The sequence below is a fragment of the Zymomonas mobilis subsp. mobilis ATCC 10988 genome (assembly GCF_000175255.2).
GTDB lineage: Bacteria > Pseudomonadota > Alphaproteobacteria > Sphingomonadales > Sphingomonadaceae > Zymomonas > Zymomonas mobilis.
The window spans coordinates 868,858-881,296 of record NC_017262.1; the positions used below are offsets into that span (position 1 = coordinate 868,858).

The 12,439-nt window shown below is 50.1% G+C and carries 12 protein-coding genes; 11 read left to right on the forward strand and 1 reads right to left on the reverse strand.

Going from position 1 to position 12,439, the window contains the following annotated elements:
- Positions 1 to 8: 8 nt before the first annotated feature.
- From ZMOB_RS03830 to ZMOB_RS03880, 11 genes are all read left to right on the forward strand, one after another.
- On the forward strand, positions 9 to 2,339 hold the full coding sequence (locus tag ZMOB_RS03830; RefSeq protein WP_014500687.1) for a chemotaxis protein CheA: 2,331 nt from the start codon (positions 9 to 11) through the stop codon (positions 2,337 to 2,339).
- Positions 2,336 to 3,208 (forward strand): CheR family methyltransferase, encoded by an 873-nt coding sequence (locus ZMOB_RS03835; RefSeq protein ID WP_011240055.1) that lies wholly within the window; start codon positions 2,336 to 2,338, stop codon positions 3,206 to 3,208. The genes ZMOB_RS03830 and ZMOB_RS03835 overlap by 4 nt, the downstream gene beginning before the upstream one ends.
- A complete protein-coding gene (locus ZMOB_RS03840; protein ID WP_011240054.1) occupies positions 3,205 to 4,263 on the forward strand; it encodes a protein-glutamate methylesterase/protein-glutamine glutaminase in 1,059 nt (352 codons plus the stop codon). Before ZMOB_RS03835 ends, ZMOB_RS03840 begins: the two co-directional genes overlap by 4 nt.
- 21 nt (positions 4,264 to 4,284) lie before the next feature.
- The gene (locus ZMOB_RS03845; protein WP_011240053.1) at positions 4,285 to 4,836 is read left to right on the forward strand and encodes a chemotaxis protein CheD; all 552 of its coding nucleotides are present in this window, start codon (positions 4,285 to 4,287) and stop codon (positions 4,834 to 4,836) included.
- 144 nt (positions 4,837 to 4,980) lie between these two features.
- Positions 4,981 to 5,346, forward strand: coding sequence for a response regulator (locus ZMOB_RS03850; protein WP_011240052.1), 366 nt, complete (start codon positions 4,981 to 4,983; stop codon positions 5,344 to 5,346).
- Positions 5,347 to 5,492: 146 nt separating this feature from the next.
- Positions 5,493 to 6,026, forward strand: a complete 534-nt coding sequence (locus tag ZMOB_RS03855; RefSeq protein WP_011240051.1) for a chemotaxis protein CheW — start codon at positions 5,493 to 5,495, stop codon at positions 6,024 to 6,026.
- A 97-nt stretch (positions 6,027 to 6,123) separates the two neighbouring features.
- Positions 6,124 to 7,461 (forward strand): tRNA (N6-isopentenyl adenosine(37)-C2)-methylthiotransferase MiaB, encoded by a 1,338-nt coding sequence (miaB, locus tag ZMOB_RS03860; RefSeq protein WP_011240050.1) that lies wholly within the window; start codon positions 6,124 to 6,126, stop codon positions 7,459 to 7,461.
- Between the two features lie 108 nt (positions 7,462 to 7,569).
- Positions 7,570 to 8,661, forward strand: coding sequence for a PhoH family protein (locus tag ZMOB_RS03865; protein WP_011240049.1), 1,092 nt, complete (start codon positions 7,570 to 7,572; stop codon positions 8,659 to 8,661).
- Positions 8,648 to 9,178, forward strand: coding sequence for an rRNA maturation RNase YbeY (ybeY, locus tag ZMOB_RS03870; RefSeq protein WP_011240048.1), 531 nt, complete (start codon positions 8,648 to 8,650; stop codon positions 9,176 to 9,178). The genes ZMOB_RS03865 and ybeY overlap by 14 nt, the downstream gene beginning before the upstream one ends.
- A 54-nt stretch (positions 9,179 to 9,232) precedes the next feature.
- Positions 9,233 to 10,117, forward strand: a complete 885-nt coding sequence (locus tag ZMOB_RS03875) for a hemolysin family protein (RefSeq protein ID WP_011240047.1) — start codon at positions 9,233 to 9,235, stop codon at positions 10,115 to 10,117.
- A gap of 8 nt (positions 10,118 to 10,125) precedes the next feature.
- Positions 10,126 to 11,487 (forward strand): PQQ-dependent sugar dehydrogenase, encoded by a 1,362-nt coding sequence (locus tag ZMOB_RS03880; protein WP_014500688.1) that lies wholly within the window; start codon positions 10,126 to 10,128, stop codon positions 11,485 to 11,487.
- A gap of 238 nt (positions 11,488 to 11,725) precedes the next feature.
- Here the strand turns inward: ZMOB_RS03880 and grxB are convergent, their stop codons facing one another.
- Positions 11,726 to 12,373, reverse strand: a complete 648-nt coding sequence (grxB, locus tag ZMOB_RS03885) for a glutaredoxin 2 (RefSeq protein WP_014500689.1) — start codon at positions 12,371 to 12,373, stop codon at positions 11,726 to 11,728.
- Positions 12,374 to 12,439 lie beyond the last annotated feature (66 nt).

Here is a 12,439-nt window from a genome sequence, read left to right on the forward strand (position 1 = left end):
ATGAGACCGTGAGTTTCGACGAAATTCAAAATATTTTCTTTCAGGAATGCGAGGAAGGCCTCGCTAATATGGAAGCCTGTTTCTCACTCTGCCGCGATGGCGTGCAGGATGACGAAACCATCAACACTATTTTTCGGGCTGTCCATTCGATCAAGGGGGGTGCTGGGGCTTTCGGTTTTGAACAGCTACGTAGCTTCGCCCATCATTATGAAACGCTGCTTGATAAATTACGAAATGGCGTTCTCACTCTAACACCTGATTTGCTATCAACCTTGATGGCGGCATTTGATATGCTTAGCGACCACGTCGCCGCTGCCAGCGGTGAACGGGATATGCCGGATGATTCCGGTATTATGGATCGCTTAACCGCTGCCATGGAAGAAGGGGGTGGTGAACCACCAAGCTCGGCTGCCGAAGCTCCGGCTGAAACCCCGCCCGAGCCAGAAGCCCCAGCGGAAGAAGACAGCGTTCCTGATATTGACGGCGATTTCGACTTTGACGATCTCTTAACGTCACTGGACGCACCGGCTGAAACAGAAGACAAAAAAGAACCCGAAGCGGCGACACCCGTTGAAGAAGAAAAAATAGAAGAAAGCGACGAAGAGGATAACGCACCCAAGTCATGGCTTTTGTGGTTTAAACCAGATCGCCATGCTCTTGATAATGGCAGCGATCCTTTATTACTGTTGCGCGAATTGGATTCCTTAGGTGCCGAGATAGTCGCTACCGATTATCAGGAATTACCTACACTTGAAGACATCAACCCCGAAATATCCTATCTTGGTTGGTGGGTCAGATTACCCGCGGATGTTGAAGAAGAAGATATCCGCTCTGTTTTTGAATTTGTTGGCGACATTTCCGAAGTAGTTCTTATCCGCAAAGGCGATAAGAATCAAAAAATGCCGCCACTGCCTGAAAAGGCAGCGTTAAAGCCGGTAACCGATCAATCGGAAAAAGAGGCTCTTGCCAAAATCGAGGGACCGAAAGGCGACAAAGAAACGACCAAAGCTGCAGAAAAACCAGCAGCCAAAACGCCGCCAGCCTCTAAACCGACAGCAAAGGTAGAAGCCGCTAAAAAACCGGCTGCACCCGCTCCCTCGGCAGCGCCAACGAAGGCACCACCTCAGCCGCCGCGCTCGGCGGCTCCGGCAATGGCGCAAACAATCCGCGTTGACCTCGACAAGCTAGATCGTCTCGTCAATCTTGTCGGTGAATTGGTCATTACGCAGGCGATGCTTGCCCAACGTTTGACGGATCAAGGTCTCTCCGGCTCTTCCGAATTAACCGACCTCGATCATCTGACCCGCGAATTGCAAGATAGTGCCATGTCCATCCGCGCCCAACCGATGAAAACGGTTTTCAGTCGAGTGCCGCGTATCATCCGTGAATTGGAAGGCGAAACAGGTAAAAAAGTCCGTCTTGATGTGATCGGGGAAATGACCGAAGTTGATAAAACGGTTGTCGAACGCATCGGCGAACCACTGACCCATTTAATCAGAAACGCGGTCGATCACGGTCTGGAAACGCCTGAAGAACGGGTCGCCGCTGGAAAGCCGCAAGAAGGCGTTGTCACCTTGGCCGCCGAACACCGCTCTGGCCGGATTATCATCCGTATTTCGGATGATGGTAAGGGGATGAACCGGGCGCGTATTTTAGAAAAAGCAATCGAAAAAGGCATCGTCTCTCCCGATCAAACCTTGTCGGATGATGATATTGACAATCTGATTTTTGCCCCGGGATTTTCGACGGCGGCGAAAGTCACCAATGTCTCCGGTCGTGGTGTCGGTATGGATGTGGTTCGCAAAAATGTTCAGGCCTTGGGCGGACGCATTAGTATCAATTCTCGTCCGGGATTCGGATCGACCTTTACCTTAAGCCTTCCTCTCACCTTGGCGGTTTTGGATGGCATGATTGTCCAGGTCGGTGACCAGACCTTTGTTATTCCGCTCGGCCATATTGTCGAAAGTCTGCAACCGAATGAAGGCGAAATCAGCGGCATCGGCACAACAGAAAAACTCTTAAATGTCCGCGGTGCCTATGTCCCCATCCAGTCTATTGGGCGGGAATTATCGGTTGAAAATGCAGAATTAGATCCCTTCAAATCGGTTCTGATCGTGGTCGAATCCGATGGCGGTCAAGCCGTTCTGATGGTGGATCAAATCCTTGATCAACGGCAAGTCGTCGTCAAAAGCCTCGAGGCCAATTATCAGGCGATTGCCGGTCTGGCCGGTGCCACAATATTGGGTGATGGACGGGTCGCTTTAATTCTGGATGTCGATAGCTTGGTCGCCCGTTGGCGGCATGATCTCCATTCATCTTCTATCGGGATGGCTGCGTGACCCTCACTACAGACACAAAAAACGCCCTACCTTCAGAAAGACGGGAATTCGAATATACGCTGAAAGATTTCGAGAAAGTCCGCGATCTCGTTTATCAGAATGCCGGTATTACGTTACAGTCCAGCAAAACCAATCTGGTCTATTCCCGTCTTTCGAAACGCTTGCGTGCCTGCGGGATGCAACGTTTCAAAGACTATCTCACCTATCTCGATGAAAACGAGGAAGAAAGAACGCGGGCAGTCACTTCGCTGACCACCAATCACACCAGTTTTTTTCGAGAAAAGCATCATTTCGACCATTTGGTGAATGAAGTCTGGCCGGCGCTTAAAAAGAAACTGGAATCTGGTGGCCGTGTCCGTATCTGGTCAGCGGGTTGCTCCAGCGGTGAAGAACCTTATACCCTTGCCATGGCGCTTGCAGGTACCGATCGGAATTTGCCTCGCTGGTTGCTCAAACATGACTTCCGCATTTTGGCATCGGATTTGGCTCCGCATGTGCTGGCAACGGCACGCGCTGGCCGTTATCCGAACAGCATTGCAGAATCCATTCCAGCCAGCCTTCGCAATCTCTGGATGACAGCCGATGGCGACTCCATGGTTGTTAATCCGATCTGCCAACAACTCATTGCCTTTAGAGAATTGAATCTGCTTGGCACATGGCCAATGCGGCATCAATTTGATGTTATTTTTTGCCGGAATGTCATGATTTATTTCGACGAGCCGACAAAAAGCACGCTTTTTCAGAATTTTTCCAAAAAATTAGTAACTGGCGGCTATCTCTATATCGGCCATTCTGAACGCCTTGTTGGCAAAGCCTCACAGGACTTTGTCTCCAAAGGACAAACTATTTATCAAAAGAGATCGATGTGACTGTCAAAGTACTTATCGTCGATGACTCGCCAACAATGCGTGCTATCCTATCCATGATGATTTCGTCAGATCCGGAAATCGAAGTCGTCGGCAAAGCAGACTGTCCCTCTACAGCCCGCCAGATGATTAAAGAACTCAATCCCGATGTCATGACGCTGGATATTGAAATGCCGGGCATGGACGGATTGGATTTTCTTGAAAAGGTGATGCGGCTGCGTCCGATGCCCGTCATCATGGTCTCGGCCTTAACCGCGGCAGGTGCCGAAGCCACCTTAAAGGCTATGGAATTAGGTGCCTTTGACTGCTTTGCCAAACCTGCGCTCGGCTTTGCCTCTGATAAAAGTCAAAGCCAGACGTTAATCAGCATGATCAAGGCCGCTGCCAAAAACGGAGGCCATCGCCCACTTTCTTTCCGCAACCGTTCGGCCTCTGCCCAAAATGCAGCGCCCGCTCCATCAAGTGTTGCTTCCGGCTATCGTCCGAAACCGGGCAGCATCATTGCTATCGGTGCTTCAACTGGCGGTGTCGAAACGCTGTTAGCTTTGCTGAAAGATTTTCCGGCCAATTGCCCGCCGACTTTGATCGTGCAGCATATGCCTCCTTTATTCACAGCGAGCTTTGCGAACCGTCTTGATCGAATGTGTCCTCCCAAGGTGTCCGAAGCCAAAACTGGTGATCCTTTGACACCGGGGCATATTTACATCGCTCCGGGTGGGGAACGCCATCTTGAATTCCAAAATGCTGCCCATGGACCGCGCTGTCTCTTGGTCTCCGATGAGCCGATGTCGGGTCATCGCCCTTCAGTCGATAGATTATTCTTATCGGTTGCCAAAAATTGCGGTCGTCGAGCAATCGGTATTATTCTGACCGGTATGGGACAAGATGGTGCGATGGGACTGAAAGCCATGCGCGATACAGGTTCCTTTACCATTGGACAGGATGAAGAAAGCTGCGTTGTTTACGGAATGCCCGCTGCGGCTTATCGTATGGGCGCCGTTGAAAGCCAACTGCCCTTATCCCGTATTGCCGCCAAAGCGTTGGAGGCCTGCGCCTAACAGCGAAAAAGGCAAAATGCTGTGGCCGAAACAACTATGAAAATTAATATCAATAATTTCAAACGCATTGATGTCATGCAGGGAGAAAAACAAGTCTCTAGTGAAGACGATGTTGTCTTCTCGACGGTATTGGGTAGTTGCATCGCCGCTTGTCTTTACGACCCCATCGCCAAAATCGGTGGCATGAATCATTTCCTGCTGGCCGAACCCAGTGGCAGCGATCACGACCCTAATTCACTTAAACGATACGGGGTTTACGCTATGGAAGTGCTCATCAATGCGATGCTTGCCAAGGGCGCGCATCGTAACCGCCTTCGCGCCCGCCTTTATGGCGGGGCAACCATGCGAAGCGGTTTCGGGGATATCGGTATTAAAAATGCTGAATTTGCCCGCCGATTTCTTCAAGACGAACATATTCTTCTTAATGCAGAAGATATTGGAGGCACCACCGCAAGACGGGTAGATTTCTGTCCGGCTTTGGGGCTTGCCCGTTGTCGCCATGTCGAAAACCAAAGACCGGTCGAAAGACTGGAAGTGGTTCCCGACAAAGCAGGGGATGTTACCTTTTTCTGATATTACTTTTTACAAAGCGATATCCTATATTCGGCTTCATTCAGCGATTTATCCGCTTTTGTTACTCAAGACATCGGGTCATTTTTGAATAAAGGCTCTGGGAATACAGATTTTTGAGTGAAGGCTAGTTTTCAGGAATATATCATGGCTCAAACGATAATGACTGTTGATGATTCACCCAGTATGCGGATGCTGCTTCGGGCAGCGCTTGGCAAAATGGGATATACAATCATCGAAGCCGAAGATGGCATTGATGCGATGGAGAAATTAAGCAATAATCGTCCCGATTTGCTTATCACCGACATCAACATGCCGCGTATGGATGGCTTTGGCCTGATCGAAAGCGTGCGACAGGATGACAGCTGGCGCAATATGCCGATCTTGGTTCTCACAACCGAAACCTCGGATGAGAAAAAACAACGGGCAAGAATTGCCGGTGCCACCGGATGGATTGTTAAACCTTTCAGCCCCGATAAATTGGCAGCGGCCATTCGACGGGTGCTTCATTAACATTTTCAGCTTATCAGCCGTTCCTTTTAAGGCGTTTGTTTCATTAAACTACCCTAATCGGCTTTACGATTTTATTTCGGGACACAAAGTTTTTCGGAAAAAATTTTTAACCATTTTTCAGGCGGTGAAAAAGGAGGCTCTTCATTATGGGCGAAAATAAAAACGAGCTGATGGCAGGAAAAACAGAGAACACGGCTTTGCAAAATCAAGCCCATGATTGGCAGCATTCTTCCGGCGCGCGCCAGTTAATCACTTTCCATATCGGGGAACAGTTTTTCGGGGTGGATATAATGGCTATCCGCGAAATTCGGGCATGGTCACCAGCTACCAATTTGCCGAATGTTCCCAATTATGTTCGCGGTGTTGTTAATCTTCGCGGCGTAGTGCTTCCGGTCTTCGATCTCCGCCAACGGCTTGGCTGGGGCATGACCGAACCGACGGCACGCCATGTCATTATCGTTGTCCAAATCGGGGAACAGTTGCAAGGCCTGATTGTCGATGCCGTCAATGACATTGTGACCGCACGTCATGAAGATTTGCAACCGGTGCCGGATGTCGGGGAATCCACAGCGGCACGCTTCTTGGAAGGTCTGGTCACGATTGATGACCGGATGATTATGGTTCTCGCTTTGGATCGCCTGCGCGAAAACGGCTTGCCGATACCGGATCAGGCCGAATAGGCAAGATTGCGACGATTCAGGATAAAAAGTAACCAGAGGGCGGCGAAATTAACGTCGCCCTCTTTCGGCTTTTCAACTGTTTGGCTATAGCTTTTTTATGAACCGACCTTCTTTAAAGCATTTTTACATCAAATCCTTTGGCTGCCAGATGAATAGCTATGACGGCGAAAGGATGTCCGAATTATTGGAATCCCAAGGGATGAAAGCGGCAGAAGAGGCGGCCACTGCCGATCTTGTCGTGCTCAATACCTGCCATATCCGCGAGAAAGCGGCGGAAAAGGTTTATTCCGAAATCGGTCGGTTAAGACGCCCCGACGGCTCTTCTCCGATGATTGCTCTCGCCGGATGCGTTGCACAGGCCGAGGGTGCCGAAGTGCTGGCCAGAACCAAGATGGTCGATATCGTGGTCGGGCCCCAAGCCTATCACCATTTACCTGAATTGATCGAGAAAGCCGCTTCGGGCAAAGTCGTTGATATCGACATGCCGCTTGAATCCAAATTCGATGCGCTTCCCGAAAGACGGCAAGTCGGGGCAAGTGCCTTTCTGACGGTGCAGGAAGGCTGCGATAAATTCTGCACCTATTGCGTGGTGCCTTATACCCGAGGGGCAGAAGTCTCACGCCCATGGTCACGCATTGTCAAAGAAGCCCATGCTTTGGTTGATAAAGGCGCAAGAGAAATCACGCTTTTAGGTCAAAATGTTAACGCGTGGACAGGCGAAGACGAAGCCGGACGTAGCCAAGGCCTCGATGGTCTTATTCGCGCCTTGGCTAAAATCGACGGACTAGAACGGATTCGTTACACCACCAGCCATCCCAATGATATGACAGAAGGCTTGATCGAAGCGCATGGCGAAATCGACAAGCTGATGCCTTTCTTACATCTTCCGGTGCAATCCGGCAGTAACCGGATTCTCAAGGCAATGAACCGCGCGCATACGGCGGAAAGTTATCTTACCTTGATGAACCGATTGAAAGAGGTTCGCCCTGACATCGCCCTTTCCGGTGATTTCATTGTCGGCTTCCCCGGTGAAAGTGAAGAAGATTTTCAGGCCACTTTGGATTTGATTTCAGAAGTCGGCTATTCTTTGGCCTTCAGCTTTGCCTACAGCCCTCGCCCCGGCACACCGGCTGCCGATATGGACAATCAGATTGATCCTGAAATCAGCCGCGAACGTCTGCAAAGATTGCAAGCCTTGCTTAATCAGCAACAATTCGATTTCAATCAGCAGACGATAGGCCGGAAAGCCACTGTCCTGATCGAACGGAAAGGCAAGAAAGCAGACCAGATGATCGGCAAATCACCATGGCTGCAATCGGTCATTATCGAAGCGCCAGTGGCGATTGGCGACCTTGTCGAGGTCACTTTGACGGATGCCGGCCCCAACAGCGTGAAAGGCCAATTTCTCGATCAAAAGCAGTTTGCCACGGCCTAGATTCCTTGGCGGATGAAACGCCCGATTTCGATGGTTTCCTTGTCACAGGAAATAGTCTAGCATCACCAGAGCCACGCCTTCCAAAGGGCGACGATATAGGGAAAAAGAATGGCGCGCAAAATGGTGCAGGCTCAGGCCGGTGATCTTGCCCGACTTGAGCTTATTTTTGATAAGCCTCAACTATTAGGCCGTCTCTTTGGTGAATATGACCAAAATCTAGTAACTATTGAAAACCGTCTCGGCGTTTACATCGCCGCCAGAGGGAATCGTTTGCAAATCGAGGGTGAAGCCACCCATGCGGCACGCGCCCGCGAAGTGCTGACCAGCATTTATAACCGGATTATCCAAGGGCAGGAACTGGATACAGGTGCCGTAGAAGCCTTTATCGCGATGTCCTCCGATAATTCGATGGAGGGCATTATGCGAACCGATCAAGGCCATGCACCGGAATTGTCCATTCGGACGCGGAAAAAGACGATTATTCCGCGCTCGGCGACCCAGATTCGCTATATGGAGCAACTCAAGTCAAAAGATATTATCTTTGCGCTTGGGCCCGCTGGTACCGGCAAGACCTATCTTGCGGTGGCACAGGCCGTGCAACAGATGATCCAAGGCTCGGTTGATCGCCTCATTCTCTCCCGTCCCGCGGTCGAAGCCGGAGAAAGGCTCGGATTCCTGCCCGGTGATATGAAGGAAAAGGTCGATCCTTATCTCCGGCCGCTTTATGATGCCCTTTACGATATGCTACCGGCGGAACAGGTCGAACGTCGCCTTGAAAATGGCGAAATCGAAATTGCGCCCTTGGCCTTCATGCGGGGACGGACGCTTTCCGATGCCTTTGTTATCCTTGATGAAGCGCAAAATACCACACCAGCACAAATGAAAATGCTTTTGACCCGCTTCGGAATGAACAGCCGAATGGTCGTTTGCGGGGACCCATTACAGGTCGATTTACCCAATCCCGGAAAATCTGGCCTTGCCGATGCGGTGCGCCGCCTTGAAAATGTCGATGGTATCGGTATTACCCGCTTCACCGTACAAGATGTTGTCCGTCATCCTTTGGTTGGACGCATTGTTGATGCCTATGAAAATACGCCGATAGGCCGCGCTCGTTTAGCCATGCTCGAACAAAATCCGGCGACGGTTGACATAAGCGCCCTTGAAAACCCACCAGAAGAGACCCCTGATGATAACGGTTGAAGCCGATATATCCGATTTATGGCCAGAGCAAAGTAACTGGGAGGCTCTGGCACAAACCGCCTGCCAACAGGCCGTTTCTGTAAGTGCCTCCGATTTTCTTCTTGCCAAAGACTATGAAACCGAAATTTCGGTATGCTTTTCTGATAATGACACGGTTCACGCGCTGAATAAAACATGGCGCGATAAAGACCGCCCGACCAATGTGCTTTCTTTTCCGATGATGGAAGCCGAAGAACTCGCAGAAATCAAAAACAGGGTGGGTTCCGAATGCCTGCTTGGCGATATCATTCTTGCCTTTGATGTCGCGAAAAAAGAAGCCTTGGAAAAGGGCATTTCACTTGAAAATCACGTTACTCATTTAATTACCCATGGCACCCTTCACTTATTAGGCTATGACCATATCTTGGACAATGAAGCCGAAATAATGGAAGATTTGGAAAGAAAAGCCTTGGCTCAACTCGACATTCCTGACCCCTATTCAGATCATGAAACGGGCAAGGAAGGTCTTGACGGATAGAACAAGTCCATTCACTCTATTACCCACCAATCAAGCGGAGATAACGCGCGGGAGATGTCTGAAGATTCCAGTACCGACAACGGAGGCGGCTTGTGGCGCGGCCTTCGTAATTTCCTTTTCCACGAAGAAAAAGAACCCACTCTACGCGAAGTCATTGAAAAAGCGATCGAAGAACACGAGCATGACGCGCCTGATCGCGATGACCTATCCCCGATAGAAAGACGGATGCTCCGTCGCCTGTTACATTTTGGTCGCCGGTCAGCCGGAGATGTCGGCACACCTCGCGCCGATATTGTCGCGGTTCCCGACGATATTAACGGGCAAGACCTGATCGCTGCTTTTGCCAATAGTGGCCTCAGTCGCCTTCCGGTTTATAAAGAAACCTTGGATGATATTATTGGCATGTTGCATGTCAAAGATATCTTCAGCCTGATGGCCGAAGGCCAAAGGGATAATTTCGATTTAAAATCGCTACTCCGCCAACCTCGCTATGTCCCAGAAACTATGGGTGTGCTTGATCTGTTGGCTGAAATGCGGGCAACCCGTACCCATATGGCGATTGTCTTGGATGAATATTCCGGCACCGAAGGTCTGATTACCATCGAAGATCTGGTCGAAGAAATCATCGGCGACATCGAAGACGAACATGACGAAGCCCCAACCGCGCTTCTGACCTCGCGTCCTGACGGTATTTGGGAAGCCGAAGGCCGGACAGAATTAGAAGACATCGCGGAATGGATTGATCCCCATCTCAGCGAAGTTGAAGAAGATGTCGATACCATCGGCGGGCTTGCGACTGTTTTGGCCGGACATGTTCCACAACGGGGCGAAATCTTGGAACATCCCAGCGGTTGGCGCATTGAAATTCTGGCCGGAGACAGTCGCCATGTCGAACGCGTCAGACTTTACCCTCCTAAAAAGAATCCGGATGAGGATTAAAGCCCTTTATGCTTAAAAATATCTGGAACCGGATGAGCAACCGACGACGCCTCCTTAGCGGGATGCTGCTTTTAGCCTGTATTAGTGCGCCGGTTGTTCTCAGGGATCGGGCGCATGTGCCTTTTGATCAGGTCACAGGCACAAAACCGGTTCTAACCGAACCCAGATGGCATAGGCTTTGGCCGGTTTTCAATCCGGGGCGCTTTGTCGGCTGGTCGGACGATCATAAAAAGCCAGAAACAGTTTCAGGTTTAAAAATATCGCTTTTTGCCGATAAACTGTTTCATCCCCAATGGATTTATCTGTTACCGAATGGTGATATTCTCGTTTCAGAATCCAACGCCCCGATTTCGTCTCGTCATAAACCGGGATTTCTCAAGCGCCTTTTCTGGCATCTTACTCGCCGTGAAAAGGATTCTTCACCGGACAGGATTGTTTTGCTGCGCGATAGCAATCACGACGGGAAAGCTGACCAGAAAAGCATTTTCATCGACAATCTTCACTCCCCTTTTGGTATCGCCTTAAAAGGGGACAGGCTTTATGTCGCCACCAGCGATGCCATTCTCGCCTATCCCTATAAAGGCGGTGAAGATCATATCACCGCGCCAGCGCAGCAAATCACAACGCTTCCGGCAGGCGACATCAATCTGAACTGGACACGCAATATCCTTCTCAGTCCAGACGGGCGTTTCCTTTATGTGGCGGTTGGTTCTGCGACCAATATCGCGGATAAAGGCATGGCACTGGAAAAGGAACGCGCTGCGGTCTGGGAAATCGACCTGCAAAATAACAGTCACCGACTGTACACCACAGGCCTTCGGAATCCGGTCGGTATGGCCTTCCATCCAGAAACGAAGGCATTATGGTCAGTTGTCGATGAAAGAGATAATGTCGGCTCGGATATGGTGCCGGATTATCTGACCCAACTGAATGAAGGTGATTATTACGGCTGGCCTCAATTTTATTGGGGCGGCTATCCCGACCGTCATTTCAAAAAGATCGACAAGCTGACACAAAGCACGGTGACATGGCCGGATTATTCGCTCGGGGCGCATGTTGCTCCCTTGGCCTTGGTTTTTGCCCATGATCCGGCTTCTGGTCGGGTCAATCTTGGGGATAACTTCAAAAACGGTGCCTTTATTTCCGAACATGGCTCGCTCTATCGCTATCCATGGTCAGGCTATCAGGTCGTTTTTGTGCCTTTTAATGACAAAGGCGAAGCTACCGGAAAGCCGATCACGGTGGTCAAGGACTTCCGGCAAGGCAACAAGGTCTATGGTTTACCGGCCGGTATGACCGGCGATGCTTCCGGTGCCTTGTTGATTGCAGATGAAGCCAGCAACCGCATCTGGCGGCTGTCCAAAGACTAACCGACAATCCGGCAAGAATCTCCGACTCTTTGGTCTTTTCTGTTTTTCCTGTCAGAGGCGATGCCTGACAGGAAATCAGAAGCCATAGCCAAGGCGGGCTTTATCAAACGGTGTCTCTTACTATTTCGCTTATAAACGACGTCATGCTTTTGCCGCAGAGATAAACCGACGTCTAAAAGTCGGCTAGACCGTCTGTCACCCCATCAAAAACATGCCTATCGTGGGATAAACAGCCTGCCTAACGGGCTATTGCATCAAATAAAAAGATACCCGTCATATCTGCCATCCGGTGACGATAGCGATCAACTTTATCGGGATAGCGAACCCCCTTCACCAAAGACAGACTGCGTAGTTGGGCAAATAAATGAATATCATCGGTCGATAACTGACCATTGACCGCTTCCGGTGACTGAATAAGCGGTTCCAACTGCTCCAAACTATCTTCATAACGTTGAATCAGGCGTGGCGTTTCTTTGATACATTGATCGAAACTACCGACCTCGCCTTCTTTGCGGCGAATAAAATAGCGTCTTGCCGCTTGGGTAGCGAATTCTGGCAAAGGAGCCATCACCGCCCTCGGATAAAGCAAAGAATAAATACCCGAAAAGCTGTGCATAGCGCGTAAAACGGCCGGATTCCGCGCTCCCGTTAAAAGAGGACGGCCTTTTTCTTGGTCGATATATTGGACGATATCCATACTCTCGCCCATAAAATGGCCATTTTCTTCCAAAATCGGCACCAGCTTATAACCGGTCATGCGGATCGGCTGCGCTTCGTCATTATGCTGCAAGATAACCTGATCGAAAGCTAAATCTTTCAATCCAAAAATCATCCGTGCTTTCACACAGAAAGGACAATGTTCATAGATATAGAGCTTCAAATTCATGAGCCGACCCGCCTTATTGACCATCTCAAACAGGCGGACATTCTACCCCGCAAGGCAACAATATTT

What these genes read in the sequence shown, in the direction of transcription:
- ZMOB_RS03850 (WP_011240052.1), top strand. Translation starts at nt 4,981, where the DNA reads ATGGCTCAAACGATAATGACTGTTGATGATTCACCCAGTATGCGGATG.
- ZMOB_RS03855 (WP_011240051.1), top strand. Translation starts at nt 5,493, where the DNA reads ATGGGCGAAAATAAAAACGAGCTGATGGCAGGAAAAACAGAGAACACG.
- miaB (WP_011240050.1), top strand. Translation starts at nt 6,124, where the DNA reads ATGAACCGACCTTCTTTAAAGCATTTTTACATCAAATCCTTTGGCTGC.
- ZMOB_RS03865 (WP_011240049.1), top strand. Translation starts at nt 7,570, where the DNA reads ATGGCGCGCAAAATGGTGCAGGCTCAGGCCGGTGATCTTGCCCGACTT.
- ybeY (WP_011240048.1), top strand. Translation starts at nt 8,648, where the DNA reads ATGATAACGGTTGAAGCCGATATATCCGATTTATGGCCAGAGCAAAGT.
- ZMOB_RS03875 (WP_011240047.1), top strand. Translation starts at nt 9,233, where the DNA reads ATGTCTGAAGATTCCAGTACCGACAACGGAGGCGGCTTGTGGCGCGGC.
- ZMOB_RS03880 (WP_014500688.1), top strand. Translation starts at nt 10,126, where the DNA reads ATGCTTAAAAATATCTGGAACCGGATGAGCAACCGACGACGCCTCCTT.
- grxB (WP_014500689.1), bottom strand. Translation starts at nt 12,373, where the DNA reads ATGAATTTGAAGCTCTATATCTATGAACATTGTCCTTTCTGTGTGAAA.